The sequence below is a fragment of the Halorhodospira sp. 9628 genome (assembly GCF_022228075.1).
GTDB classification, from domain to species: Bacteria; Pseudomonadota; Gammaproteobacteria; order Nitrococcales; family Halorhodospiraceae; genus Halorhodospira; species Halorhodospira halophila_A.
Genome location: NZ_JAJNRF010000017.1, coordinates 1 through 26294, shown reverse-complemented (window position 1 = coordinate 26294; position 26294 = coordinate 1). Strand labels below are relative to the sequence as shown.

Here is a 26294-nt window from a genome sequence, read left to right as displayed (position 1 = left end):
GCTATACAGGCGCCCATACAAGCCCGTACTACCGGCCCCCCCCCCCCCCCGGGCCTTCCCCCCACCCCCCCCCCCCCCCCCCCCCCCGGGGCGCACCGCATCGGGAGCATCCTTCATGAACGAGATCAAGCAACGGCGTAGCGGGCGGACCAAAGTCTGGGCACCGGCGCTCACCCTCGGCGCAGCGCTGGCGGCCCTGCCTGGGCTCGCGGCGGCCGACGCCCTCGCCTTCGAACAACTGCTCGGCACGCCGGTGGCCGCCGCGGCACTGGACGAGCACCGCGGCATGGCGGACACCTTCCGTTACCAGACCAGCACCATCTCGGAACAGGGCACGGTCCTCGGCAACGTCGTGGAATCAAGCCCAAGCGGCATGAACATCATTCAGGACGGCGCCCTGCGCGACAATCACGGGCTGACCACGATCATCCAGAACTCCGGTCACCACGTGATCATCCAGGAAGCCACCAACATCAACGTGACGGTCACCCCATGAGCCGCCGCGCCACGGCACTGGCCACCCTCGGCGCCCTGGCCTGCCTGGCCCTGGCCGCGCCGGCCCCGGCCCACGCGGCGGGGCTGCCGATCCAGCAGCTCGGCGGCGGCCACCACGTCCAGGTGGAGAGCCTGCAGTCGGTGCGCTTCCGCGGCGTGGTCCGCCAGGCCCTGGACTACAGCTGCGGCTCGGCGGCGGTGGCCACCCTGCTCAGCTACCACTACGACCATGCAAAGGACGAGCCCGAGGTCTTCGCCGGCATGTTCGCGGCGGCGGATCAGGATCTGGTGCGCACCGAGGGCTTCTCGATGCTCGACATGCAGCGCTACCTGGCCGAGCTCGGCTACCGCGCCGACGGCTTCAACCTCACCCTGGCGCAGGTGGCCGAGCTACGCATCCCCTGCATCGTGCTCATCGACACCGGCGGCTACCTGCACTTCGTGGTGATCAAGGGCATCCGCGACGGCCAAGTGCTGGTCGGCGACCCGGCCATGGGCCTGCGCACCTACAGCGCCCAGACCTTCGAGCAGCTGCGCCGCGGCCCGCTGCTGATCATCCGCGACCGCCACGACCTCGCCCAGTTGAGTTTCAACCCGGACCGCGCCTGGGCTGTACAGACCCGCCTGCCCTTCGAGCACGCCCGCGAGCACCAGGGGCTGAGCGACTTCACCGGCAACCTACGCCGCCCAGGAGCGTGGTGATGGTCATGGCCGCACGCCTCGTTCACCGCACCGGCTGGGCCCTGGGCCTGGCGCTGGGCCTCGCCCTGATCAGCCCCGTTACGGCCGGCGAACCGCCCCACGACCCGTGGGAGGGCCTGGCGCGGGTCACCTCGGCCGAGTTGGAGCAGTGGCGCGGCGGCTGGACCAACAGCGACGGCGTCCTGGTGCGCTTCGGCTTCGAGCAAGCCGTGGCGGTCAACGGTGAGACCCGCGGTAGCATCGGACTGGACCCGATCACCCTGCGCCTCGGCGACCGCGCCGGCGCCCGCCGCGCCGCCCAGGAGATGGCGGAGGCCTTCCGGTTCACGACCACCGACGGCGTGCAGCTGCACATGGGCGATCAGGGAATGGCCCTGGTGCTCCAGAACAGCCTCGACAGCCAGCTGATCCAGGTCCTTCAGGACCTGGACGTCCAGCTCGAGGGGATCCCGGTGGAGCGCCTCGGCCGGCTGGGCGAGCTGATGCAGACGCAGATGCTGGAGGGTCTGCGCTAAGGCGCACGCGCGAGGGCCGGCTCAAGCGTGCTTGAGTGGGCGCCAACGCTTCCGACGGTCGCCTTCCGGGTTATACGCTATGATAACCAACGAGGCCCCCGACAGCCTCGAACTCGCCACCGAAGATCTCCGCCAGCGAGGCCCCGGCCTGCACGTCCACCGGATACCACACTAAGCCCGGCGGACAGGCAGCAGTGCGCACTGCGCGTTAACATGGCGCCATGCAGTTGCAGACGGTCTTTGCGGAGCCCCTCTGAGGCCTGGGGAATGCGACTAACCCAAGAGCAAATCATGGCCATTCATCGTGCTGTCGAGCAAATGACCGGCGGCACAGCACGCGTGCACCTCTTCGGATCGCGGGTTTTCGATGACGCGCGGGGCGGCGACGTCGATCTGCTCGTTACCCTCCCCGAGCCGGTCGACGATGCGACCTGGCTAGCGGCCCGGCTTGAAGCACAGATCAGCCGCGCGCTGGAAGGCCGATCGGTGGATGTCATCCTGAAGGCCCCGAACCTTGAGGTGAGCGCCATCCACCGGATTGCTGAGGAGCAAGGAGTCGAGCTTTGAACCACGAGCAGGCAGAAGAGGCGCGCCTTCAGTTTCTGACCCGGATCGCTGAACGCGAGCGCAGGCACCTGCTCGCAACCGATCAGCGGCTGTTCGAGGCACCGTTCACGACGGAGCGAGCGCGCGCCTTGGAGGATCACCCGCAAGAGGCTGAGCGGGTTGACGCCTTTGTGGCGCGCTTCGGCCGGCTCCAGGACACACTTGGTGACAAGCTGATCCCGGCGCTGCTGCGCGCGCTCGGCGAGCGCGTAGGTCCTGCCCTCGATAACTTGGATCGTGCCGAACGGTTCGGCTGGATTCCTTCCAGCGACGACTGGTTCGCTGTCCGCAAACTGCGCAACCAGATGGTGCATGAGTACATCGAGGACCCGGCGGTCCTTGCCGATGCCCTTCAGCGAGGGCACGCGTACGTGCCGGTGCTGGCACAGGTGACGGACAGCCTGATTGCGATCACAAAAGAGCGGGGTTGGGCGTAACCCGGGCCGTCCGCGACCCCGGGAGCTAAGATCCAGAGCCTCCCTGCTCGATTTCGGTGCTAAAATGGATACTAACTCAAGTACCCGAGGTCGTACTGATGGAGAACGTCATTTCCGCACAAGAGATCAAGCGCCGTGGCATCAGCGCGGTGGATCAGGCATTGAAGAACGGGCCGGTGCACGTCATCCAGCGCAACCGGCCCCGCTACGTGATCCTGAGCGAGGAGTCTTACCAGCGCTTGTCGGAGGGTACCCAGGCCCGGCAAAGGCTATGGGATCGCCTGCTAGGGGATGACGAGGCATACGGCGCAGCGCGCAACCGTGCGGAGCTGGACCGTGAGCTGCAATCAGAGCGCGAAGGCTGGCGCGATTAATGCGTGTTTTTCTGGACGCCAGCGCCATCATCTATCTGCTGGAGGGAGACAGGCAGACCCGGGACGCCACCCGGCAGGTGCTTGGGGGACTGGAACGCGGCTCTGACGAACCGCCGGTGCTGATGGCCTCAGCCTTGAGCCGGCTGGAGTGCCGGGTGCGCCCGCTGCGAGAATCCGACACGCAGGCATTGGAGCGACTGGATGGCTTCCTCGACGACCCGGGGCTCTCGGTGATAGCGCTGGACACCGCCGTGCTGGACAGGGCTACGGAGCTGCGCGCCCAATACAGGCTGCGCACACCCGATGCGATCCAGGCAGCTTGCCTGCTTACGGTGGACCCGAGGGGCGCGTTCGTCACGGGGGATGGCGACTTCGAGAAAGTCCCCGGCCTGCACGTCCACCGGATACCACACTAAGCCCGGCGGACAGGCAGCCATGCGCACTGCGCGTTAACATGACGTCATGACGCAAGATCGCACCGAGGCCATCCAGCAGGCCGTCCAGCCCGTCCTGGCAGCCTTCCCGGACGTGCAGGCCGCCTTCCTATTCGGGTCCCACGCGACGGGGCACGCTCGGGCAGACAGTGACGTCGACCTGGGCCTCGCCGGGCCGCCGGAGCGCCTCAAGGCACAACGCCTGGACCTGCTGACGGAGCTGACCCGGGCCGGCCTTGAGCGCATAGACCTGGTCCTCCTGGAACGTGCCGATCCGGCCCTGCAGTTCGAGGCCGTCCGCCACAACTGCCTAATCTACGCGCGGCCCGACTTCCAGCGCGGGACCTATTCCTCGCGCATCGCCCGCGAATACTGGGACCTTGAGCCGTATCTGCGCGTCCAGCGCGCCGCCCTGAAACGGAGGCTCCGCCGTGGTACAAGCCGAGATCATCCGCCGGCGCCTTGACGCGCTGACCGACCTCCAGCATCACCTGGACGACCTGCGGGCGCTTCAGGCGGTCTTTGCGGAGTTCCTCTGAGGTCCGGAGAACGCGGTTGCCCCCTCGCCCCACCTGTGGTTCCATAAATGCTCACAACCTGAACATCCCTCGCCGGACGGGCCTTCCTCAGGCGTCACCGTCCCGGCGGTAGCGTGCCCGAACGCTCTACCCCCCTCTGCACGAGCCAGCCGAAGCCCATGGAGACCACTGACCTTACGGGGAAGTTGCGTGGGCAGCTTGAGAGGGAGCGTGGCCTCATAGCCTGCGCCTATCTCTACGGCAGTCGCGCGACCGGGCAAGCTCGGGACGATAGCGATGTCGACCTCGCCGTCCTCTTCCGCGATCCACAGCAGCCTGCGCTGGTCTGCCCCGCCGCCCGCTTGGCTCAGAGACTGGAGCAAGCCATCAGACGCCCGATTGACCTGATTGACGTCGAGCAGGCGCCGGTCGACCTGGTGCACCGCATCCTGCGCGATGGCATCCTGTTGCTCGATGCCATCCCGGAACGACGGATCGCTTTCGAGGTCGATGCGCGGAATCGCTACTTCGACCTGCTGCCTTACCTGCAGGAATACCGACGGAGTTCTGCCGCGTGACCGATCACCCCCTGCTCGACAAGAAACTAGCTTTTATCGAGAGCCGGGTCCAGGAGCTTCGGGAACTCGCCCAGCCCGAGCTGGTCGGCCATGACCTTCGAGAGACGCGCTTTGTCGAGCACACGTTGCAGCTGGCCATCCAGGCAGCGCTAGACGCAGCCTCCCAGGTAGTCTCCGCGAAACGGCTGGGAGAACCGGAGACCAACCGCGCTCTCTTTGAGCACCTCGGCCGCTACGGCATCATCGAGCCCGACTTGGTCGAGCCCCTGGCGGCAATGGCTGGCTTCCGCAATGTGCTGGTTCACGGCTACCAAGAGGTCGATGCGCGGATCGTCCGGGATGTCGTGGAGAACCACCTGGATGACCTGCTGGCATTCGTCGAGGCGCTTCGAGGCCAGCTCCTCTGACCCCCCTCGCGGGCTCCTGGGCTTCCAACCAGGCCTGCATATCTGCGGTACGCGGCTGCCGGGTCAGCGCCGCGACGCATGGACTCGGTGACCGGCGGTTGCCCCCTCGCCCCACCTGTGGTTCCATGAGCGCTCATAACCTGAACATCCCTCGCCGGACGGGCCTTTCCGAGGCGTCACCGTCCCGGTGGTAGCGTGCTCAAACGCCCTACCCCCGGCCCCCTACGCCCCTCACGGAAACGCCACCGCATGGATTCCGAAGAGCTCCGTCTGTCCGAGGCGAAGCCAGGGGGTCTCCAGCGAACGAGCAAGCGGTCAAGCCCATCCTGGGCATGCATGAACCTGTGCCGTACAATATCGTTGTCATTGCCATACACCCCGAGAGAGGGGGGGGGGGATGCCCGCATGGAACAGGAAACCACCAAGGTGACGGTGCGCCTGCCCAAACAGGATGTGGAGTTCGCGAAGGCCTATGCCAAGGCCCACGGCATGAGCGTTACCGAGGTCATTGATCGCCATCTGCGTCGCCTTCGCGCGCTGGAGGGGCATGTGCCAAGTGCCGAGCTGGAGGCCATTACCGGCCTGATCCCCCCTGATGTGGATCCTGTGAAGGTTTATCACGACCACCTGCACCACAAACACCAATCGTGATCATGCTCGACCTGAACGTCCTGCTGGACGTTCTGCAAAAGCGAGAGCGACACTATCGCGTCTCGGCGGCTGTACTAGAACAGGTGCTGCGTGGTGATGAAGAGGGTGCAATCAGCGCACATGCGGCAACCACGGTGTACTACCTCGTTGCACGGTATGCGGATCGCACCTCGGCCGATCAGGCATTGAGCTGGCTGCTCCAGCATTTGCACGTATGCGCAGTGGGACGCGTCGAGCTCGAACGAGCTCAATCCCTCGGTTGGGCGGATTTCGAAGATGCTGTGGTAGCGGCCACTGCGGAGCGCGCGGGTTGCACCTCCGTTATCACGCGCAACGTCAAGGATTTCGCCGGATCGCCCGTACCCGTGCTGACACCGCAGGAATTCCTCCTGCGTTAAGGGCGGTTCTCCGGCCGGCTCAGGGCCTCCATCGCCGAGAGGGTCGACTCCAACAGGTCTGGACACGGTAGGTTAACGGTCATCCAGGGCGCAGCGAAGCGCCCGCGGTGTCGAGCTGGTGCTTACCACCGGCCGTCTCACCGTCGCCCGAGCCGCTCGACCCACAGTGGATGATAGAAACACCTGATGAGCCAGGAGACCCCCGACTACGACCAGGACTTCAAGAACCTGATCGTCGACTACCCCCGTGAGGCGATCGCCTTTTTCGCCAGCCAGGAGGCGGTACGCCTCGATGAATCCGTGCGCGTGCTCCCCATCCGTCAGGAACAGCTCAAGGAGCGGCTGCGTCACCACTACCGGGCCCTCGACACCCCACTGCACATCGAATGGTCGAACGGCGAGCGCGAGGTAACAGCAGCAACATCGTCGCCCGCCTGTGCCTGCCGTTGATGCACTGGGAAGGCACCGACGAGAAGCTCGAAGCCCGCGCCAGTGCACTGCAGGGGCTTGAGACCCTGGAGCCGGACCCGAACAAGCGGCTCAAGTATGCGGATTTCGTCGATAACTACGCGCAGCTCGATGACAATGAGCAGGAACTGTTCAGGCAGCGCTACCCCGAGGAGGAAGCCATCATGACCGGGATCGTAAGCCGCTCAAGACAAGAGGGTCGGCAGGAAGGTCTGCAAGAGGGCCGGCAAGAGGGCCGGCAAGAGGGCCGGCAAGAGGGCCGGCAAGAGGGTCGACTCGAAGGCGAGGCCAAGATGCTCGCACGAATGCTGGAAAGGCGGTTCGGCCCGCTGAACGAGCAGCAACTCGAACGGATCCGCTCGGCCGACGAGCAGACCCTGTGGGCTTGGTCCGACCGCGTCTTCCAGGCCGACAGCGTCGATGAGGTCTTGGACAGCCAGAGCTGAGGCTCGACCCATCGCGCTGAACGCACTCGGTGACCGGCGGTTGCCCCCTCGCTGCACCTGTGATTTCATGGTTGTTCACAACCTGAACATCCCTCGCCGGGCGGGCCTTCCTCAGGCGTCACCGTCCTGGCGGTAGCGTGCCCGAACGCCCTACCCCGGCCACCTAAGCCCCTCACGGGAACGCCAGCGCATGGATTCCGAAGAGCTCCACCTGCAGGTCCTGCGCCTGCTCGATCACAACCCCAACCTCAGCCAGCGCCAGATCGCCCGCGAGCTCGGATTGTCCGTCGGCAAGACGAACTACGCCGTCCGCGCCGTGATCAGCCGCGGCTGGGTGAAGGCGCAGAACTTCTCCAACGCGCCGGACAAGCGCCGCTACCTCTACCGGCTCACCCCCGCCGGGGTCAGCGAGAAGGCGCAGTTGGCCTACCGCCACCTGCAGCGCAAGCGCGCCGAGCACCAGCGCCTGATGGAGGAGATCGAGGCCCTGCGCGCGGAGGTCGGCGAGGCCGAGGGCGACGCGGAGCCGGCGGAGCGTCCGGCGGGGCCACAGGGCTGAAACGCAATGGAGCAGGCAGGACAGCACCCGCAGCTGCACCTGGTCAGCCAGCGGCTTGCCGAGCACGAAGACATCCTCGTGGCAATCGCGTTCGGATCCGTGGTCATGAGCAGGAGCTATTTAGGCAGCGCTACCCCGAGGAGCAAGCCATCATGACCGGGATCGTAAGCCGCTCAAGACAAGAGGGTCGGCAGGAAGGTCTGCAAGAGGGCCGGCAAGAGGGTCGGCAAGAGGGTCGGCAAGAGGGCCGACTGGAAGGCGAGGCCAAGATGCTCGCACGGATGCTGGAGCGACGGTTCGGCCCGCTCAACAATCATCAACTCGAACGGATTCGCTCTGCTGACGAGCAGACCCTATGGGCTTGGTCCGACCGCGTCTTCCAGGCCGACAGCGCCGATGAGGTCTTGGACAGCCAGAGCTGAGGCTCGACCCCGTCGCCGGGAAAACCCAATGAGCCAGGAGACACCCGACTACGACCAGGACTTCAAGAACCTGATCGTCGACTACCCCCGTGAGGCGATCGCCTTTTTCGCCAATCAGGAGGCAGCGCGTGTCGATCACTCGGTACGCGTACTCCCCATCCGTCAGGAACAGCTTAAGGAGCGGCTCCGCCACCACTACCGGGCCCTCGACACCCCACTGCACATCGAATGGCCGAACGGCGAGCGCGAGGTGCTGGCCTTCGCCTTCGAGGAGGAGACCCGGACCGAACGCTTCGACATCCACCGGCTGATCCATTACTGCACCGACCTCTCACAGATGCTCGGCACAACCCGGATCGTGCCGGTGGTCATCTTCCTCTCCGCACGCCCGGTGCCCACACGGCTGGAGCTGGCCGGGGATCAGCGCACTTACCTGAGCTTCCAGTACCTCTACTGGCAGGCCGGAGCCGAGCCGTACCGGCAGCACCTGGACAGCAGCAACATCGTCGCCCGCCTGTGCCTGCCGCTGATGCACTGGGAGGGCACCGACGAGAAGCTCGAAGCCCGCGCCAGCGCGCTGCAGGGGCTAGAGACCCTGGAACCGGACCCGAACAGGCGGCTTAAGTATGCGGATTTCGTCGACAACTACGCACAGCTCGATGACAATGAACAGGAACTGTTCAAGCAGCGTTACCCCGAGGAGCAAGCCATCATGACCGGGATCGTAAGCCGCTCAAGACAAGAGGGTCGGCAGGAAGGTCTGCAAGAGGGCCGGCAAGAGGGTCGACTCGAAGGCGAGGCCAAGATGCTCGCACGAATGCTGGAAAGGCGGTTCGGCCCGCTGAACGAGCAGCAACTCGAACGGATCCGCTCGGCCGACGAGCAGACCCTGTGGGCTTGGTCCGACCGCGTCTTCCAGGCCGACAGCGTCGATGAGGTCTTGGACAGCCAGAGCTGAGGCTCGACCCATCGCGCTGAACGCACTCGGTGACCGGCGGTTGCCCCCTCGCTGCACCTGTGATTTCATGGTTGTTCACAACCTGAACATCCCTCGCCGGGCGGGCCTTCCTCAGGCGTCACCGTCCTGGCGGTAGCGTGCCCAAACGCCCTACCCCGGACCCCTACGCCCCTCACGGAAACGCCAGCGCATGGATTCCGAAGAGCTCCACCTGCAGGTCCTGCGCCTGCTCGATCACAACCCCAACCTCAGCCAGCGCCAGATCGCCCGCGAGCTCGGCTTGTCCGTCGGCAAGACGAACTACGCCGTCCGCGCCGTGATCAGCCGCGGCTGGGTGAAGGCGCAGAACTTCTCCAGCGCGCCGGACAAGCGCCGCTACCTCTATCGGCTCACCCCCGCCGGGGTCAGCGAGAAGGCGCAACTGGCCTACCGCCACCTGCAGCGCAAGCGCGCCGAGCACGAGCGCCTGATGGCGGAGATCGAGGCCCTGCGCGCCGAGATCGAGGAGGCCACGGGAGAGTCGGAGCCGGCGGAGCGTCCGGCGGGACCGCAGGGCTGAAATGCTCAACACTGCCAGTGACGGCGCTATAGTAGAGGGTGGTATTCACAAACGCCTTCACATTACCGGGCTAGGCACTCTATGAGCGAGCTTCACCGAATCACTTTCGATCCGGAACTATGCGGTGGGCGCCCATGCATTCGCGGCATGCGTGTGCGAGTGACGGATATCCTCGACCTCCTGGCAGCCGGGGCAAGCCGTGACGAAATCCTCAAGGACTACCCGTATCTGGAGATGGAGGACATTACCGCGGCTCTCCAATTTGCCGCGCGTCGCGCCGACCACCCCGTTATGCACGTCGCTTGACTTCCTCCTCGCCCTAAAGGACGAGGCTCCCCGCGCTTTCATGGGTAAATGAAATTCCTGGTTGATGCTCAACTCCCGCCGGCGCTAGCTCGCTGGCTTGCGTGCCAAGGCGTGTCGGCTGAGCACGTGTCTGATGTCGGTCTGCTGGCCGCCTCTGACGCGATGATTTGGGAGCACGCGGCTCAATCGGGTGCTGTCATCGTCACCAAAGATGAAGACTTTGCTCTTTGGCGTTCTGTGAGTGTCTCAAGACACCCAACTATTGTATGGCTGCGAGTCGGAAATACACGCAAGGCAGAATTGCTTCAATGGTTCGAGCCGCTACTACCGCGGATAATGGCGGCTATTGAGCGAGGTGAGACGTTGATCGAAATTGACTGAGTTGCCGGGAATATTCGCCGAATTTTGCAAAACCCGTTCTAAATCAATACTTTACAAGCAATCCGGCTTTACAAAAATCGCCTCTTCGCTTGCAGATTTCGTCTCACCGGCTGAATCCTGCAAGGGTCGATCGGAAGCCGCCCCGGCCCAAGGCGCACATCCCCCGCAGCGGAAGATTGCAAGCCCTGCTTGTAATCTTCCGCAGCTTACGGTGCCGGGCAACCGGCCAAGGACGCAAGCCCCGCAGCTATGTGCGACTGCCGGGGCGCCCGCCCCAGGCGCGGGCGAGGACATCCGAGTGGATCGGGCCGAGGCTGTGGGCGTAGTAGAGCAGCAGGGTGCCCGGGTCGCGGTGGCCGACCAGCTTGGCCAGGGCGAGCCACGCCTCGCCGCCGAGCCCTTCGGTGCTCGCCAGCGCCTCAGGCTGGCGCAACGCCGGCAGCCGCTCCAGGGCGGTATCGGAAAACATCCACGCATCGCGCTCAAGCAGCTGATCGCGAAAATCCCGGTATTGCGCAGCATGCCAGCGCAGCAGCAGCCAGGAGACCATGCTGTGGCGAAGCAAATGGAAGTCCACCCCTTCGCCCAGGATCGGGCGCAGGACCTCGAGCAGTGGAGCGATCAGCCCGTGGTGGCGGTACCCGCGCGCATTGCCCTCCGGCCCAAATAGCGCAACGTCCTGCGCTCGCTCCCAAGGGAACTGCTGACGCCGGCGCTGCGCCCAGCCCTGGATCTGCGCCACCGGCCCCGGCGGCGCCAGGGCGTGGAGCGGGATCCGCCGCCGTGCCGCCGGCGTCTTGCCGGCTCGGATTTCCACCCAGCACTCGGTGGCATCGACAAAGAGATCGCCGAGGGTCAGCGCGCAGACCTCCGAGGCGCGCACACCGGCGTAGAAGCCGAGCGTCAGCGCCGCGGCCCATTGCGCGTAACGCGCATCGTGCTCGCGGCTCACCAAGACGCCGTGGGCGTACTCAAAGTCAGCGGGGGTGACGATCGCCGTCCGCGCCGGGGCGTGCGCCGCACCCTCGCGCGGTGTGCTCAGCGCGAACTCGGCCTCGGCCAGCCACCCGCCGGCCTGCTGGCCGTAGCGCAGCAGCTCGAACCAGGTGGTGCGAAAGTGCTCGGCGCTGCGAGGACTCCAGCGCCGCGCCGCGACCACGCACCCGGTGACCTCCTCGATGGTCTCATCGTCCCAGTCGCGCAGATCCAGCACCTCCTCCATGCCCAGCAACTCCGGCGAGGCGATCCGACTGTAGTAATCGGCGAGGGTCTGGACCTTGACCCCATCACGGAGCAGCTTGTCGGCACCCCAAGCGAGGGCCAGCTGCACGATGCTCGCCGGGTAACCGAGCGCATCGGCGCGTTCGAGCAGCGCCTTGCACGCGGCCAACGCCTCATCCCGTGCGCGGGCGGGCAGGGTCCCGCGCGCCGTCTGCAGCGCGCGCATCCGGGCGATGAAGGCATCGAGGAGATTGCGCGCACGACGCGGCCAGTCCTCCGGCCGGGGCATCGGATCGTCGCCGATGGGGCCCGGTTGCTGGCGCTCCACCGCCCCCTCGCCCGCCCCTGTACGGGGGTGGGGCGCCGGGCGCAGGAGCCGATCCCCAGGCCGGCGCTGCGCGGTCTGCACGGACCAGTCGAGACGGGCGCCGGTGCCCGTGCGCGCCGCCGCCGGCAACGGGAACGCGGCGAGCAGCTCGACCCAGGCCGCCGGCACACCGTAGGCCAGCGGCAGCAGCCGCCCAGCGTGGGCGAAGCGCTGCCACCCACGGACGGTGGCACCCGGGACCCGGCGCTCACGCTCGAAATCCGCGGCAAAAGTGGCGAACGCATCGCGCAGCCACCGCCGAAGCGCGCGCTCATAAGCGCGCACCGCTGCCGCGTCGTCAGGCGGCGTTGCGCTGACAAGCACCGGGGCGGCCACCAGCCGATCGCCCGCCGCCCGCGGACGCGGGGGCAGGTGCTTGCGGCACGCCTTTGGTGGCCGGACAGGGTGCACCGCACCGCTGAAATCCGTCGGCTCGACCGGCAGCGCCAGCGTCCCATCCCGATCGACATCGGCCCAGCGCAGGCGCGCGAGCGTGCCGACGACCACGCGTTCACCCATGCCCACCCGCGTTACCAGGCGCACGGCCAGGGCGAAGAGTAGATCCGCCGGGTCCGCATCGGTGCGCCCGCGCAGCCAGGGGTCCAGGTAGGCATCCAGCGCGGCGGCGGTCATCTGACAGCGCAGCTGCTCCGGGCTGACCGCCAGCGTCGAGGGCCGGGGCTCGAGGATCGGGGTGACTGGCAGGACCGCCTCGATCCGGCCCGTCTGATTGAGCCGCTGCAAAAGCCGCCGCAACCAGGCCCGATGCCGGCGCCTGGATCGGCGCTGCGGATCGAAGGTGGCCTGCTCCAACGCCCTGAGCCCGGACCCATCTAGGCGCCCCTGCTCATCGAGCGCCGCCGCGAGGGCTTCGACGACCCGCTCCCAATGCGCCGCATCCTCGAGGCCCAGCGCGCGGCGCTCCGGCTGCAGGGTTTCGATCAACGTCGTCCGGTCAAAGGACATCGGCAACCCCTCGGGGCTCATGGACCGTCGCACCCGCGGCACCGAGCAGCTCCGTGAAGGCCCGGTAGACCGCCGCGGCGTCGAAACCCTCGGTACTGCCCGGCGCCCAGACCCCCAGGCCCGCGCGGGCGTGGCCGAGCACGGCATCGACCTGCCGTTGGGCTAAGCGCTCACGCAGCACCGTTGCCACCGTGTGCCGCGGGGCATTGCGCGCCTGCCGATCCGGTTCCAGACCCGCCTCGCGCAGCGCGGCCTCCAGCCGCGGCTGGGTGAAGAGCCGACATTCGACCGTATCACGGCGAAGACGGACCAGTTCCGCGGGCAGCGCCTGCTGCGCCGTGGGGCGTTGATCGGTCACCGTGAAACCGCGGCGCTCAAGGAGCTGTACCACAATCGTGCGTACACGCTCATGGACCTGCAGCTGCTGCTCCAGCGGACGGCAGACCGGGATCACGCGCCGCTCGCGGTACACCCCGCTCGATTTGTCCGCCAGGTACGCGGCCGGGTGCGCTGCGGCGAGCACACCACGCTCGGCGACGACCCACTCGGTGCGCGGCCCGATCGGGCGCGCCCCGGTGGCCAGCAGCCAGACCAGGCTCGTGTAGGCCGCGTGCAGACGAACGACCTGCAGCAACTTCTCCGCGCAGCGCGGATCATTCGGGGGGAGTTGGAGCAGGTGCGCCCCGACGCCGTCGGCACCCCGGCGCAGACGGCGCAGCCATCGCTCGTAGGCGGCCGGCGGGATCGCCCGTCCGGACCCGGTCGGCGTCGGCTCCATCGCCTCGGACGGCTCCGACTCAAAACGAAGCGCCGCCAGCCGTTGCGCAAGATCGGGATCGTCGCCGGCCCGCTGGTCCACGGCCTGCGCCCATTCGTCGGTGACCGCATCAAACAATCCCTGCAGCTCGCCGGATACGAACCGGCGGTAGGCGGCGGGGGCGTTCTGCGCCAGCCCGAAGCGCCCGGTAAGGGCCCGTGCGGCGACCGCATCACGGGCGTGGGCCTCGATCCATAGTTCGGCGGTGGCGCGCAGGCGGTCTGCGGTGGGCAGCAGCCCCGGCGTGCCGTCGAGGGCACGGCGCAGGCGGCGGTTGATGCGACCCGGTTGGCCCGTAAACGGTGCTTGGTGCGGCGCATCGGCCAAGGCCTGCGCAATGCCCGCTGGCAGGCGCAACGTCACCTGGCAGTTGGCCCCGGTCCCGACCGCCACCGGCCCATCGAGCAGCCGATAGATCAAAAGCCCGGCGCTTTCATGCGGCGTCTGACCCTCCGGGGCGCTGCCCGCCCGCTGCAGTGCAGCGAGGCGCTGCGGCGGCAAAGCGGTGGTCAACAGCAGCCAGGCGTACGCCCAGTCCAGCGGATCCTTGGCCAGCACCGACAGCGCCTGGACCACGCGCCCGGTCGGTAGCCGGTGGAGATCCGTCGGGGTGTTCAACACGGACGTGGCGGCCAGGCGCGGGCCGTGGCGCTGCGCGAAGCGATCATCGGCCTCGGTTAGGGCGGACGGCTGCTCGCGCTCCCACGTTTGCGGGTGATCCGGGTCGGCCGGCTCGGCCTGGCGACGGGTGCGGGCATCGCGGCGCTGCCGGTAGCGTGCCGACGCCAAGGTGCGCTGCGCCGAATCCTCTTCCCCGGGCGTGTCTTGCCCCGCCGTCCGGCGTCCGGACGGCGGAGCGCCGCGCTGCCAGTCGGCGCGCTCGAGCAACGGCGCACGCAGGATCTCCGGATCCGGCCCGCGCGGGCGTTTGCCCGTGGGCTGATACACCTGATTGACCCCGACCTGCCGCTGGCCCTGCAGGAGCTCGAAAAACAGCCGGGCATCGTCCTGCTGCTTCGCATCAAGCGTCATGGCATTCAGCGCCTGCCAACAGACCCGCGCCCCTTCCTCCGGGGCCACGTCGGCGAGCGCCGGCTGACACAACTGCAGGCAGCGGCGCACCGCGAGCAGTTGGCGATAGTAGATCTGAGCGTTGTCACCGGGGCTGGTGCGGAACCAATCCACCAGCACCCGCCGCGCCCGCGGGTCATTCGGGAAGACGCGGGTGACGGCCGCATGCAGCGGATACGGCGTCCGGTAGCGCTGGGGATAGCCTTCGGGCAGGCCGAAGGCCCCCACATGGCTGCGCAGCTGATCAAGGGGGAAGCCGGCGGGTGAGCCGTAATCCCGCGCGAAGAGCGGCAGGCTGTCGAGCAGCGCTGCCTGGGAGACCGGCGGCAGGTGCGTTGCCACGACGGCCATGATCGCATCCCGCAGCCGGATATCACCCAGGTCACGCAAGCGCTCCCGCCACTGCGCGCATACGGCATCAGGAAGCAGTGTGCGTTCGCCGTCAACCATGCTCCATTCCCGATGCGTGTTCCGCGAGACGCTGGCGCACTCGCTCGGCAAGCCTCTCCACTTTTTGCCGGTCATCCCAGGGATACTGCGGATCAGCCAAAGTGCGTACGATCTTCGGTGCCACGTATTCACCGGCTTTATCCTGGGCGGATGCCAGCGCGTCCACAACCTCTTGCAGGGTCGGCAACCCGTATTGCGCGCACAGCCCTAATGCATCCCACCGCGCCAGTGCAGCCTGCCAGGTCGACGCGTCCACCTGGCTGCTGCTCAGCACCTGAGGGACCGTGCTGTCTGCCGATGCTTCATCCATGGTCGGTTCGCTTCGTGCAGGCTCCCGCGCGGCTTGCACGGTGTTGACGCTGCTTCGAGGACTGCGGTACTTCTCCAGCGACGAGCGACTGACTGTGTGCCGGAGAATCAATTGCTCCTGCTTGGCCGTCAGCTGACCATCCCCGGACAGATCGAAGAGTTTGCGACGGATCACCGAGCGCAGGTGCGCATCCGAGCGCAGCCAGTCGATCGCCTCCCGCCAGCTGACGCGAGATGTCAGTAACGCCGGCTGCACAGAGCCGCAGAAAAAACGCAGTAGCGCCTCCAGTTCCGGCGCCTCCAGATCGCTCTTGCAGATCGCAAGCGCTCTGAAGCGGGACTTTGGATGCACAACTCCAGCTTCCTGCGCCACGACGAGCGGATTGAGAAGGTCTCGTCGCTCGTCCGTATCAAACAGGATCGGCGGGGTGGCCGGCAAGTGAAGCCCGTCAGCCCGCGGCGCTCCCCGCACCGGGTCAACCCGATCCGGCGGCAAAACCTTCGGCGCCTCAACGAAGACCTCTCGGGCGGGAATCCGCACCGACTCGTAAAGGACGATCTCACCCAGTTGACTCATGGCAGTTACCTCCGAACCAATCAGCCCGTTTCGGAGGCGGGGCTCGCACCCGCCTCGTCTCCTCGCGCAGAGCCGATCACTGCCGTGAGCCGCCGCTGCGCTGAGGATCAAGGGGATTTTCGAGTCGGTTCGGAGCCGGGTATGTCACCAATACCCCTGAATTGAGAGGCATTGGTGCATCAGCCCTGGGGCGGGCGCGGACGAGCGCCTTTTAGGTTGCCCCGCCACACCGCGTGTGATGGAATTGCCGTTCACAATCTGAACACCTCAGCGAGACGGGCCTGCCCAGGCGTCACCGTCCCGGCGGTAGCATGCCCAAACGCCCGCCCCTGTTACCCACTGTAAAGCCGTTCAGGAGCCCCTTTGCTCAAGAAACTCCTCAGCCTGCTCAGCCGCCAAGAGAAGCGCCGCGGCGCCCTGGTCCTCGGCCTGGTCGTCGTCATGGCCCTGCTCGAGACCGCCGGTGTGGCCTCGGTGATGCCCTTTTTGAGCGTCCTGGGCAACCCGGAGGTGGTCGAGACCAACCCGGTCCTCAACCAGCTCTACGCCGGCCTCGGCTTCGAGTCGGTGGACGCGTTCCTCATGGCCCTTGGCGCCGGCGCCTTCGCGCTGATTGTCTTCTCGGCCGCGTTCCGCTCGCTGACCATCTACGCCATGAACCGCTGGGCGTGGATGCGCATGCATAGCCTCAGTGAGCGGCTGCTGGAGACCTATCTGCGCCAGCCCTACGCCTACTTCCTCAATCGCCACAGCGGCGACATGGGCAAGAGCATCCTGACGGAGACCCAGCAGCTCCAGCAGCAAGTCATCAAGCCGGGGCTCGATGCCCTGGCCTACGGCGTGGTGGTCATCGCCATCATCACCCTGCTGGTGGTGATTGATCCCGTCCTGGCCGCCGGGGTCGCCGCCGTGCTCGGCGGCATGTATGCCCTCATCTACTGGGGCGTCCGCGGCTTCCTGGATCGCATCGGCCGCGACCGGGTGCGGGCCAACCAGGAGCGCTTCCAGGCCGCCGGGGAGGCCCTCGGCGGGATCAAGGACATCAAGCTGCTCGGCCGCGAGCACGCCTACCTCTCGCGCTTCCGCGGGCCCTCGACCCGCTTCGCCAAGCACCAGGCCACCAGCCAGACGCTCTCCCAGGTGCCGAAGTTCCTCATCGAGGCGGTGGCCTTCGGCGGGATCATCGCCCTGACCCTGGTGCTCATGGCCACCCACGGCGGGGCGACCGGCGGCGGGCTCGGCGAGGTGCTGCCGGTGCTCGGCCTCTACGCCTTCGCCGGCTACCGGATGCTGCCGGCCGCGCAGCACGTCTATCAGGGGCTGGCCAAGCTGCGCTTCGGCGGCGGCGCTGTGGACGCCGTCTACGACGACCTGCACCGCCGCCAGGCGCTGGCCGAGATCCGCAAGCAACCGCCGGCACCGCTGGTCCCGCAGCAAGTGGTGGCCCTGGAGCGCGTCCACTACACCTACCCCAATGCCCCGGCTCCGGCGCTGCAGGGGATCGACCTGCACATCCCGGTGGGCAGCTCCGTGGGGCTGGTGGGCAGCACCGGCGCCGGCAAGACGACGCTGGTGGACGTGATCCTCGGGCTGCTGCGCCCCACCGAAGGCGCGATCACCGTGGACGGCGAGCCGGTGACCGACACCAACCTGCGCGCCTGGCAGCAGGCGCTGGGGTATGTGCCACAGGAGATCTTCCTCACCGACGCCTCGGTGGCCGAGAACATCGCCCTGGGCGTGCCGCCGGAGCGCATCGACCACGAGCAGGTCGAGCGCTGCGCGCGCATGGCGCAGCTCCACGACTTCGTCGTCCACGAGATGCCGCAGCAGTACGAGACCGTCGTCGGCGAGCGCGGCGTGCGCCTGTCCGGCGGCCAGCGCCAGCGCATCGGCATCGCCCGCGCCCTCTACCACGACCCGAGCGTCCTGGTATTCGACGAGGCCACCAGCGCCCTTGACAACGTCACCGAAAAGGCGGTGATGGAGGCCATCGACGCCCTTCACCATCAGAAGACCATTATCCTTATCGCCCACCGGCTAAGCACCGTGCGCAACTGTGATCAGGTGGTGCTGCTGGAGAAGGGGCAGATTACGGCTGCGGGTGGCTTTGAGGAGCTCCAGGGGCAGAGCGAGCGGTTCCGCATGATGGCAACCGGAACTGATTAGAGGCCATATCGTCCAGGGCATGGCCGAACACAGTGCACTTTAAGTTAACGCCAGGGAGTCGGTAAACCCGTTATGCACCACCTTGCCCATATCCGGATCCAGAACTTCCGCTCGTGCCGCGATGTTGCGCTCGCGCTCGGCGATTGCAGCCCCATCGTGGGCTATAACAACGCCGGCAAGTCCAACGTGCTGGCTGCAATCGAATGGTTTACAACCTCCACCTCTCTGCGACAGACCGACTTTCACGATGCGGAGACCCCCCCCCTCTGTCAGGGTGGTTGGAACCTCAGCTGTTAGAGTCTTAAACCAGAGCTGGGGGCAGTGAGAGGTTCCAATGAAGTACTCCGACGAACGACGTGAAGCGGTCCTGCGTAAGCTCGGCCCACCGAACAACCGCAGCGTCGCCGACGTGGCCGCTGAGGAAGGCATCTCCGCGCCGACGATCTACGCTTGGCGCACCCAGGCGCGCGAGGAGGGTCGCCTGATGCCGGATCAGGGCAAGCACGGACCGGAGGGCTGGAGTTCCCGGGACAAGTTCAATGCCGTCCTGGAGACCGCCACGCTCAGCGAGGAGGAACTTGCCGAGTACTGCCGCTGCCGCGGGCTGTATCCGGAGCAGATCGAGCAGTGGCGGCTCAGCTGCGAGCAGGCCAACGACCGGGCCGAGGCGGCAGCGCAGCGTCAGGCCGACTCCATCAAGCAGGAGCGCAGGCGCAACCGGAAACTGACCCGGGAACTCAAGCGCAAGGAGGCGGCACTGGCCGAGACGGCGGCGTTGCTCACCCTCCGGGGAAAAGCCGACGCGATCTGGGGGGACGAGGAGTCATGACGTCCGCCGCAGATCGCGCCAACGCCGTTGAACTGATCGATGAGGCCCGGGCTAACGGGGCTCGACTGAAGAAGGCGTGTGCGGAGCTGAGGATCGCGCAGAACACCTATCGGCGGTGGAAGGCCGGCACCGAGGATCAGCGCCCCTATGCCGAGCGTCCGACGCCGTCGCACAAGCTCAGCGCCGAGGAGCGCCGGCACGTGCTCGATCTATGCCACCGACCGGAGTACGCCAGCCTGCCGCCGGCGCAGATCGTGCTGCGCCTGGCCGATGAGCACCAGGTTTACGTGGCCTCGGAGCGCACGTTCTATCGCATCCTGCACGAGCACGGTGAGCAGCATCACCGCGGCCCCAAGGCGGCTCCTCAGCCCCCACGGCCCAAACCGACGCTGTGCGCCGATCGGCCCAACCGCTGCTGGAGCTGGGACGTGAGCTATCTGCCGACCGCGATCCGCGGGCAGTTCTTCTACCTGTACCTGATCATCGACCTCTACAGCCGCAAGATCGTCGGCCAGGAGGTGTTCGAAGCGGAGAACGCCGCCAATAGCGCGAGGCTCATCGAACGCGCCACGCTGCAGGAGGGGTGTCGGCACGAGGATCTGATCATCCATGCGGACAACGGCGGCCCGTTCAAGGGCTCTCAGCTGCACGCCACGCTCGAGCGGCTTGGCGTGGGCAGCTCCTACAGCCGCCCGGCGGTCTCCAACGATAATGCGTTCTCGGAGTCACTGTTCGGTACGGTCAAGACCCGGCCGGACTACCCGAGGAACGGGTTCAACGACTTGGCCGAGGCGCGTGCCTGGGCCCTGCGCTTCACCAAGTGGTACAACGCCGAACACCGGCACCGGGAGATCAACGGCGTCACGCCCAATCAACGCCACGCCGGCGAGGACCACGCCATCCTGGCCCGGCGCAAGGCGCTCTACGAGCAGGCGAAAGCCAACAACCCGGGGCGCTGGAGTGGTCCGACCCGCAACTGCGAGCCGGCCGGGCCCACCTGGCTGAATCCGCCCGCCAACAAGGAGCGCACTTTAACGAAATCTGCGTAGGTAGAGGTGCCAACCACCTTGACAGCCGTCGGCCCGGTAACGGTAGAAGGCACGCTCACGGGCCTGGACGGTGAGCACCTGGCCAGAATCGCGGACAGGCATCGCACCAAGATCGAGCCGTACATTCGGGACGGGCAACTCCATGTACGGCGCACACAACATTCCCCGGGCGCGAAGAAGACCGAAATCCTGCTGGAAGTGCGCGATCCGACCGTCGAAGACGCCAGTGATGCTGCCTGGAAGCCCAACCCCAGCGGCATTGATAACGCACTCAAGGCACTGTTCCCGGAACCGATCAGCATCGGCGCCATGGAGGATGCGGCCGAAGATGCCACCAAGGCGAAAAACACCTCCACCATCGGCAAACTGCTGGCCCAGTTCACCGGTCCCGCCGAGGCCAGCCACGGCGCCGAACTCGAACAGGCCCTGGCGCCACTGCACGACAAGCTCACGGCCACCGGCACCTCGCGCGCCGCAGAACTCAACCGCTTCGATAATGAGGCCACCGAAGCCCTGCGCCCCTTCTTCCCCGGTATCCAGCTCCACCTCGATATCCCCGTGCCCAGCGTCCAGGATCTCTTCGGCAAGGGCACCATCAAGGTGAGCGAACAGGGCCGCGATGCCGTCCGCGACTTCACCGCCCTGGGGCACGGCGCCCAGCGCAGCATCCAGATGGCACTCATCCGCTATCTCGCCGACGTCCGGGCCGACGAGCACGCGACGGCGCAGCGCCGGCTCCTGCTCATCGGGGAGCCCGAACTGTTCCTCCATCCACAAGCGATCTATCAGGTGCGCACGGTGCTGGACAGCCTCTTACACCACGGCTATCAGGTCGTATTCGCCACACATTCCCCCGTCATGGTGGACCGCGAGGCCGCGGCGAGCACCCGCATCGTCCGCAAGGATCCGGAAACCGGGGAAACCCGCATCATGCCCACGGCTCACGAGGCCCTGGAACAGCGCGTACAGGACGAGAACAAGCGCCTGCACGCGCTTTTCGCCCTGGAGAATGCCAACCACTGGCTGTTCAGCGATCGCGTGCTCATCGCCGAAGGCCCCACCGAGCGCTACCTGCTCCCCTTCATCTACGAAGCCGTCACAGGGCGAAAGCCCGCCGACGATGGGCTGGCCATCCTCGCGGAATTGCGTTCGGCCTGATGATGCAATTTGCGCCCGGCCCTTTTCACAACTCCTCATCTTCACCTCCCCCTCCCAGGCTAGTGAATTAATGAATACTTATCGCAAGGCGCTTGCCCTGCTTTCACGCAGCGAGAAGCGTCGTGGTGCGCTCGTTCTTTGTATGGTCGTGATCATGGCCGTTCTGGAAACAGCAGGCGTAGCCTCGGTCATGCCGTTTCTGAGCGTGCTGGGCAACCCCGAAGTGGTGCAGACCAACCCGGTGCTCAACGCCGTGTACGAAGGCCTCGGCTTCACCTCGGTGGATGCCTTCATCCTCGCGCTGGGCGCGGCGGCCTTCGGGCTCATCCTGTTCTCCGCTTTCTTCCGCTCGCTCACGCACTACGCGATGAACCGCTTCATCGAGATGCGCCGCCACAGCATCGGCAAGCGGTTGCTGGAGACCTACCTGCGCCAGCCCTACGCCTTCTTCCTCGACCGCCACAGCGGCGACATGGCCAAGAACATCCTCTCCGAGGTGGACCAGCTCGTGCAGCAGGTCTTCCGCCCCGGCATGCAGATGGTCGCCTACAGCGTGGTCATCCTCGCGCTGGTCATCCTGCTGATCGTGGTGGACCCGTGGCTGGCGCTGGGCGTGGCCGTGGTGATCGGCGGCCTGTATGCGCTCATCTTTGGTGCCGTGCGCGGCATCCTCGGCCGCGTGGGACGCGACCGCGCCCGCGCCAACCAGGAGCGCTTCACTGCCGCCAGCGAGGCCCTGGGCGGCATCAAGGACATCAAGCTGCTCGGCCGAGAACACGCTTACCTCTCCCGGTTCGACGGCCCCTCGGCCCGACAGGCCCGCCACCAGGCCACCAACCAGACGCTCGGCGAGATCCCCAAGTTCGTCATCGAGGCGGTCGGCTTCGGCGGCGTCATCGCGCTCACGCTGGTGCTGCTGGCCACCCAGGGCGGCACCGACAGCGGCGCCCTGGGCGACATCCTGCCCATCCTCGGGCTCTACGCCTTTGCCGGCTACCGCATGCTGCCGGCCGCCCAGCGCATCTATGCCGGCATGGCCAAACTCCGCTTCGGCGCCGCCGCCGTGGATAACGCCTACAACGACCTGCACCAGCGCTCCGCGCTGGCCTAGCTGTACAAGCGCGCGCCCCAGCCGCTGGAGCCCAAGCAGACCATCGCCCTGCAGAACATCCACTACACCTACCCGAACGCCGAGCGCCCGGCCCTGCAGGGCATTAACCTGGAAATCCCCGTCGGCAGCTCCGTGGGCATCATCGGCACCTCCGGCGCCGGCAAGACCACCCTGGTGGACGTGCTCCTCGGCCTGTTGCGCCCCACCGAAGGCGCCATCGTGGTGGACGGCCAGCCCATTACCGACGCCAACCTGCGCGCCTGGCAGCAGGCGCTCGGCTACGTGCCGCAGGATATCTTCCTGACCGACTCGACCGTGGCAGAGAACATCGCCCTGGGCGTGCCGCCCGAGCAGATCGATCACGAGCAGGTGGAGCGCTGTGCCAGGATGGCGCAGGTACATGAGTTCATCGTAGGTGACATGCCGCAGGGCTACAGCACTGTCGTTGGCGAACGCGGGGTGAGGCTGTCTGGGGGGCAGCGTCAGCGACTGGGCATAGCACGTGCACTATACCATGATCCTCCGGTTCTTATATTTGATGAGGCTACTAGTGCCTTGGATACTGAAACAGAAAAAGCTGTAATGAGCTCGGTAGATGCGCTATCTCATGAGAAAACAATCATTTTGATCGCGCATCGGAAAACAACTGTATCTGGATGCGGAAAAGTTGTAAGTGTTCGGAGGGGTTGTCTTGAGTTCGCGCCCCAATTGCAAACCGACATATCCTGAGTTTCTTTGGCAAAAGGTGCCGTTATTAGCATGATATCTATCCCCTCAAGGTATTCCATACGTCATTATGTAGATGTGAGACAATGGGCTCGCCAGCGAATCGCTATGGTCTTGGCGGGAATGCCTTCAATGTTTGCAAAGCCTGTTGATCTGGAGTGTCGCTTCGCCTTTATTGTTGGATGCGGTCATAGTGGGACTACACTCGCAGCCACGAGACTTGGTGCGCATCCGGAGATAATGTTAATTGGGCGAGAAAGCAATGCTTTTTCTCCGGCAAAGGGCTTGCATTGCACGCGAAATATTGTTCGGGAATGGGCGCATTTTGCTAATGCCAGTGAAAAAAAGATGGTTCTTGAGAAAACCCCCAAGCATGTTCAGAGAATTGGCGCGATATTCAAACTGATTCCGAACGCAAAAGTCGTCGCCATCACAAGGAACCCACTAGACAACGTTGCTAGTCTCTACTCGCGGTACGGAGATCTTGATGCAGCTATAGGGCGCTGGATTGTAGACAATAGCACCTTGGTTGCTTGTTTGGGAGGTAAGTATCGAGACAATATCAAGGTCCTTAGATACGAGGAACTGGTAAATGAACCTGAATTAGTTATGAGCGATCTAGTGGAGTTTGTCGGGCTTCCGTGGAGTGAGCGCCTTATTGATATAAACGGAAACTCAGGAATTCTCTGGAGGGCTAGCTCTACGGCGCACCAACTAAACCGACAGAGTCAGGTCTCAGAAAAGATTGTTCCGAGGGTTGATTCATGGAAAAGGGTGCTGGGTGTGAAGGATGTAGAACAAGTGCGTGTAAAAACTGAGGTGGTGGCCAAGTCGTTGGGCTACGCTTGATCTGGAGATGTCGATTTTCAAGATACGGGTTTGAGTTAAATGTTTGATCAACGCAGTGCGTAAGAGATCGTGACCGACGAGGCTTGGGTGAAAATGGGAAGTCAATTAGTGGTTTCAGGGGGGCAGAGGTTAAATGGATCGGTGGTTGTCTCTGGAGCGAAAAATAGCGCCACGCGCGTGTTGGCAGCTTCATTGATTAGCGAAGGACGCGTGACCCTCAGGAATTTCCCACTTGCCCTTGAAGACGCGAAAGCCAAGATCGCCTTCCTTTCATCCCTCGGTGTAGAAATCCAACAGCGCTCGGATCGCTCCGAGATGATGATTGAAACGACGGACCTTTCTCTAGAGGACCTCCAGCAATACAATCTGCCCATCCGCACCACATATCTGCTTGCAGCCGGCATGCTGGCTCGGTGTGGCGAGGCCCGGATTCCGTACCCGGGTGGTTGCAAAATTGGAAGTCGTGGCTACGACCTGCACATGATGGTGTGGCGGGACCTCGGTTGCGAGGTCAAGGAAAAACCGGACTACATCGAGGTCCGTGGGCGGCTGCGAGGCGGGCAGGTGGACTTCCCGATCTCCACCGTGGGAGGGACGGAAAACGCCCTGATCTGTGCCGCAGTCGCTCGCGGCGAGACGTTGATTCGAAACGCATATGTCACCCCGGAAGTGCGGGACCTAGTCGCCTTCTTGCGGGAGATGGGCGCCCGGATCGAACTTGAAGGTACCAGTCTGATCCGCGTACAGGGCGACGGCAATCTTCTGGGGGATGCAAGTTTTTCCATCATGCCGGATCGGATCGAGGCCTTGACCTGGATTATCCTCGGTGCCGTGACTGAGGGTACGGTGTTCGTCCACAACGTACCATTCGATACTATGGAGGTGCCCTTGCTGCATCTCCGGGACGCCGGCCTGGACCTGTTCTCCAATTCCGACACCGTGATGGTCTCGCCGGATTGCATTGGTGAGCACGGCATACAGCCGTTCGAGTTGGCAACGGGCACCCATCCCGGGGTGATTTCGGACATGCAGTCTTTCTTCGCCTTCCTGGGGCTTTTCGCGAACGGCCGATCCGTCGTGTTTGACTATCGATATCCGGAACGGATTGCGTACGCCAACGAACTGGCCAAGTTCGCACCGGGGGCAATCGAAGCCGAGCCCGGGCGCATCACGGTATATGGCCCACGCCGCTTATCTGCCGCTCATGTAGGCTCTACGGACCTGCGCGGGAGCATGGCGCAAATCATGGCGGCGATTTGCGCAGAAGGCGAAAGCCGTGTCGACGGGGTCGAACTCGCCCTGCGGGGGTACAATGCCCTTCCCGAAAAGCTTGCTGCGCTCGGCCTTGAGGCTGTATGGAACGGCTGACCGACCAAGACCTCGGCGAACTTCGGGCGCTTTGCCCGGGCGGCGTCCTGACAAATGTCGACCTGGCATCCATAAGCCAATGGAAGATCGGTGGACCCGCGGACGTTCTGATCCGTCCATCTTCGACCGAGGAGGTCACGAACCTCCGGCGCTGGTTCCACGAGAGGAATATGCCCCACGTAGTGGTTGGCCTGACGACCAATCTGCTGTTCGCCGACGAAGGTCTCCGGGTTCCGTGTCTCCAAATCGGGCCACATATGGGTGCCGTAAACATCGAAGATCGGAACGTATATGCGCAAGCCGGAGCGTGGGTGCCAGGCCTGGCCCGTAGGTTGATGAAAGCGGGTATGACCGGTGGTGAGCACATTTGCGGGATCCCGGGGACCCTAGGCGGCCTGATCTGCATGAACGGAGGCAGTCAGCGCAAGGGCATCGCGGAAAACGTCGTCACGGTCGAGAGTGTAGATGCATCCGGGGCCCTCCTTGTCCGCTTCGCAGAAGACTGCGGCTTTGACTATCGGCAATCGGTTTTTCAGCGAAACAACGAAATAATTACCTCCGCCAATATGCGTTTTTATCCAGGCGCTCGCGCCGCGATCCGTGCCGACATGCGAGCCATCCTTGCAGAGCGACGGCGAAAGTTCCCGCGCAAACAGCCGAATTGTGGTTCGGTCTTCAAGAGCAACCCGGCTATGTACGCTGATGTTGGGCCTCCAGGGCAAGTAATCGAACGGCTCGGCCTGAAGGGTGCACGTATAGGCGGGGCCGAGATATCGCGAGACCATGGTAATTTCATTGTGAACAGGGGCGACGCGAAGGCACGCGACGTCTTGGAGTTGGTTGGGCTAATCAGCGAACGGATAGAGCGTGCCACCGCCTACAGCCTGGAGGCAGAGGGACATTACGTCAGCGCTCTTGGGGGTGTTGTGCCTCTTGACCAAGCGGCAAACGAGTTAACACAAGGCGGCCTTAGCATGGAATAACTGTTTGCCTAGGCTTGTATTTGGGTGGCTTGTGTCCCGGTCACGGGTTATAAGTTCTGCGCG

The 26294-nt window shown here is 65.1% G+C and carries 30 protein-coding genes and 1 pseudogene; 28 read left to right on the top strand and 3 right to left on the bottom strand.

Annotation, left to right across the window (positions count from 1 at the left end):
• The first annotated feature begins 115 nt into the window (after window positions 1–115).
• From LRG10_RS12635 to LRG10_RS12540, 20 genes are all read left to right on the top strand, one after another.
• Window positions 116–496 carry a hypothetical protein gene (locus LRG10_RS12635; RefSeq protein ID WP_201169069.1) on the top strand — a complete coding sequence of 127 codons (381 nt, stop codon included), beginning with the start codon at window positions 116–118 and terminating at the stop codon, window positions 494–496.
• Window positions 493–1197, top strand: a complete 705-nt coding sequence (locus LRG10_RS12630; RefSeq protein WP_238635743.1) for a C39 family peptidase — start codon at window positions 493–495, stop codon at window positions 1195–1197. Before LRG10_RS12635 ends, LRG10_RS12630 begins: the two co-directional genes overlap by 4 nt.
• Window positions 1197–1712 (top strand): hypothetical protein, encoded by a 516-nt coding sequence (locus LRG10_RS12625; protein WP_238635742.1) that lies wholly within the window; start codon window positions 1197–1199, stop codon window positions 1710–1712. The genes LRG10_RS12630 and LRG10_RS12625 overlap by 1 nt, the downstream gene beginning before the upstream one ends.
• Before the next feature lie 291 nt (window positions 1713–2003).
• Window positions 2004–2279, top strand: a complete 276-nt coding sequence (locus LRG10_RS12620) for a nucleotidyltransferase domain-containing protein (protein WP_238635741.1) — start codon at window positions 2004–2006, stop codon at window positions 2277–2279.
• A complete protein-coding gene (locus LRG10_RS12615; RefSeq protein WP_201169077.1) occupies window positions 2276–2755 on the top strand; it encodes a hypothetical protein in 480 nt (159 codons plus the stop codon). Before LRG10_RS12620 ends, LRG10_RS12615 begins: the two co-directional genes overlap by 4 nt.
• A 98-nt stretch (window positions 2756–2853) precedes the next feature.
• Complete coding sequence (locus tag LRG10_RS12610; RefSeq protein ID WP_201169079.1) at window positions 2854–3129, top strand: type II toxin-antitoxin system Phd/YefM family antitoxin; 276 nt, start codon at window positions 2854–2856, stop codon at window positions 3127–3129.
• Window positions 3129–3545: a PIN domain-containing protein gene (locus LRG10_RS12605; RefSeq protein WP_201169082.1), complete on the top strand. Its 417-nt coding sequence runs from the start codon at window positions 3129–3131 to the stop codon at window positions 3543–3545. The genes LRG10_RS12610 and LRG10_RS12605 overlap by 1 nt, the downstream gene beginning before the upstream one ends.
• A 46-nt stretch (window positions 3546–3591) precedes the next feature.
• The gene (locus tag LRG10_RS12600) at window positions 3592–4029 is read left to right on the top strand and encodes a nucleotidyltransferase domain-containing protein (RefSeq protein WP_238635740.1); all 438 of its coding nucleotides are present in this window, start codon (window positions 3592–3594) and stop codon (window positions 4027–4029) included.
• A gap of 231 nt (window positions 4030–4260) precedes the next feature.
• The gene (locus LRG10_RS12595; protein ID WP_238635739.1) at window positions 4261–4659 is read left to right on the top strand and encodes a nucleotidyltransferase domain-containing protein; all 399 of its coding nucleotides are present in this window, start codon (window positions 4261–4263) and stop codon (window positions 4657–4659) included.
• Window positions 4656–5066 carry a DUF86 domain-containing protein gene (locus tag LRG10_RS12590; RefSeq protein ID WP_238635738.1) on the top strand — a complete coding sequence of 137 codons (411 nt, stop codon included), beginning with the start codon at window positions 4656–4658 and terminating at the stop codon, window positions 5064–5066. Before LRG10_RS12595 ends, LRG10_RS12590 begins: the two co-directional genes overlap by 4 nt.
• 405 nt (window positions 5067–5471) lie before the next feature.
• Window positions 5472–5717 (top strand): DUF6364 family protein, encoded by a 246-nt coding sequence (locus LRG10_RS12585; RefSeq protein WP_201169090.1) that lies wholly within the window; start codon window positions 5472–5474, stop codon window positions 5715–5717.
• Window positions 5714–6115 (top strand): PIN domain-containing protein, encoded by a 402-nt coding sequence (locus tag LRG10_RS12580; protein ID WP_238635737.1) that lies wholly within the window; start codon window positions 5714–5716, stop codon window positions 6113–6115. Before LRG10_RS12585 ends, LRG10_RS12580 begins: the two co-directional genes overlap by 4 nt.
• A gap of 186 nt (window positions 6116–6301) precedes the next feature.
• The gene (locus LRG10_RS13300; protein ID WP_238635736.1) at window positions 6302–6565 is read left to right on the top strand and encodes a hypothetical protein; all 264 of its coding nucleotides are present in this window, start codon (window positions 6302–6304) and stop codon (window positions 6563–6565) included.
• Window positions 6565–7029, top strand: coding sequence for a DUF4351 domain-containing protein (locus LRG10_RS13295; RefSeq protein WP_370645276.1), 465 nt, complete (start codon window positions 6565–6567; stop codon window positions 7027–7029). The genes LRG10_RS13300 and LRG10_RS13295 overlap by 1 nt, the downstream gene beginning before the upstream one ends.
• 190 nt (window positions 7030–7219) lie before the next feature.
• On the top strand, window positions 7220–7588 hold the full coding sequence (locus LRG10_RS12565; protein ID WP_238635735.1) for a MarR family EPS-associated transcriptional regulator: 369 nt from the start codon (window positions 7220–7222) through the stop codon (window positions 7586–7588).
• A gap of 152 nt (window positions 7589–7740) precedes the next feature.
• Complete coding sequence (locus LRG10_RS12560; RefSeq protein WP_238635744.1) at window positions 7741–8010, top strand: hypothetical protein; 270 nt, start codon at window positions 7741–7743, stop codon at window positions 8008–8010.
• A gap of 28 nt (window positions 8011–8038) precedes the next feature.
• Window positions 8039–8968 carry a DUF4351 domain-containing protein gene (locus LRG10_RS12555; protein ID WP_238635734.1) on the top strand — a complete coding sequence of 310 codons (930 nt, stop codon included), beginning with the start codon at window positions 8039–8041 and terminating at the stop codon, window positions 8966–8968.
• A 190-nt stretch (window positions 8969–9158) separates the two neighbouring features.
• Window positions 9159–9527 carry a MarR family EPS-associated transcriptional regulator gene (locus tag LRG10_RS12550; protein ID WP_238635733.1) on the top strand — a complete coding sequence of 123 codons (369 nt, stop codon included), beginning with the start codon at window positions 9159–9161 and terminating at the stop codon, window positions 9525–9527.
• Between the two features lie 81 nt (window positions 9528–9608).
• Window positions 9609–9833 (top strand): DUF433 domain-containing protein, encoded by a 225-nt coding sequence (locus tag LRG10_RS12545; RefSeq protein ID WP_201169098.1) that lies wholly within the window; start codon window positions 9609–9611, stop codon window positions 9831–9833.
• Window positions 9834–9881: 48 nt separating this feature from the next.
• Complete coding sequence (locus LRG10_RS12540) at window positions 9882–10214, top strand: DUF5615 family PIN-like protein (RefSeq protein WP_238635732.1); 333 nt, start codon at window positions 9882–9884, stop codon at window positions 10212–10214.
• 247 nt (window positions 10215–10461) lie between these two features.
• On the opposite strand, the gene LRG10_RS12535 is transcribed toward LRG10_RS12540, so the two are convergent.
• The 3 genes from LRG10_RS12535 to LRG10_RS12525 are packed head-to-tail and all read right to left on the bottom strand — an operon-like array spanning window position 10462 to window position 15992.
• Entirely contained in the window at window positions 10462–12768 is a 2307-nt protein-coding gene (locus tag LRG10_RS12535) for a site-specific integrase (protein WP_238635731.1), read from the bottom strand.
• Window positions 12758–15106 (bottom strand): hypothetical protein, encoded by a 2349-nt coding sequence (locus LRG10_RS12530; RefSeq protein ID WP_238635730.1) that lies wholly within the window; start codon window positions 15104–15106, stop codon window positions 12758–12760. The genes LRG10_RS12535 and LRG10_RS12530 overlap by 11 nt, the downstream gene beginning before the upstream one ends.
• The gene (locus LRG10_RS12525) at window positions 15099–15992 is read right to left on the bottom strand and encodes a hypothetical protein (RefSeq protein WP_238635729.1); all 894 of its coding nucleotides are present in this window, start codon (window positions 15990–15992) and stop codon (window positions 15099–15101) included. The genes LRG10_RS12530 and LRG10_RS12525 overlap by 8 nt, the downstream gene beginning before the upstream one ends.
• A 363-nt stretch (window positions 15993–16355) precedes the next feature.
• Between LRG10_RS12525 and LRG10_RS12520 the strand changes: the two genes are divergently transcribed.
• The 8 genes and pseudogenes from LRG10_RS12520 to murB all read left to right on the top strand — a co-directional run bounded on the left by LRG10_RS12520 (window position 16356) and on the right by murB (window position 26231).
• Window positions 16356–18158 carry an ABC transporter ATP-binding protein gene (locus tag LRG10_RS12520; RefSeq protein ID WP_238635728.1) on the top strand — a complete coding sequence of 601 codons (1803 nt, stop codon included), beginning with the start codon at window positions 16356–16358 and terminating at the stop codon, window positions 18156–18158.
• A gap of 72 nt (window positions 18159–18230) precedes the next feature.
• Complete coding sequence (locus LRG10_RS12515; RefSeq protein WP_238635727.1) at window positions 18231–18455, top strand: AAA family ATPase; 225 nt, start codon at window positions 18231–18233, stop codon at window positions 18453–18455.
• Between the two features lie 37 nt (window positions 18456–18492).
• Window positions 18493–20036 (top strand): IS3 family transposase gene (locus tag LRG10_RS12510; protein ID WP_238635726.1). Its coding sequence is split into 2 segments (ribosomal slippage): window positions 18493–18949 and window positions 18949–20036, totalling 1545 coding nucleotides; the frame shifts between segments, so codons are not numbered across the junction.
• An 18-nt stretch (window positions 20037–20054) separates the two neighbouring features.
• On the top strand, window positions 20055–21194 hold the full coding sequence (locus LRG10_RS12505; protein WP_238635725.1) for an ATP-dependent endonuclease: 1140 nt from the start codon (window positions 20055–20057) through the stop codon (window positions 21192–21194).
• Window positions 21195–21264: 70 nt separating this feature from the next.
• Window positions 21265–23034 (top strand): annotated as a pseudogene (locus LRG10_RS12500) (ABC transporter ATP-binding protein).
• A gap of 30 nt (window positions 23035–23064) precedes the next feature.
• A complete protein-coding gene (locus LRG10_RS12495) occupies window positions 23065–23880 on the top strand; it encodes a sulfotransferase (protein WP_238635724.1) in 816 nt (271 codons plus the stop codon).
• Between the two features lie 69 nt (window positions 23881–23949).
• Window positions 23950–25248 carry a UDP-N-acetylglucosamine 1-carboxyvinyltransferase gene (locus LRG10_RS12490; RefSeq protein WP_238635723.1) on the top strand — a complete coding sequence of 433 codons (1299 nt, stop codon included), beginning with the start codon at window positions 23950–23952 and terminating at the stop codon, window positions 25246–25248.
• Complete coding sequence (gene murB / locus LRG10_RS12485; RefSeq protein WP_238635722.1) at window positions 25236–26231, top strand: UDP-N-acetylmuramate dehydrogenase; 996 nt, start codon at window positions 25236–25238, stop codon at window positions 26229–26231. Before LRG10_RS12490 ends, murB begins: the two co-directional genes overlap by 13 nt.
• The last annotated feature ends 63 nt before the right edge of the window (window positions 26232–26294 follow it).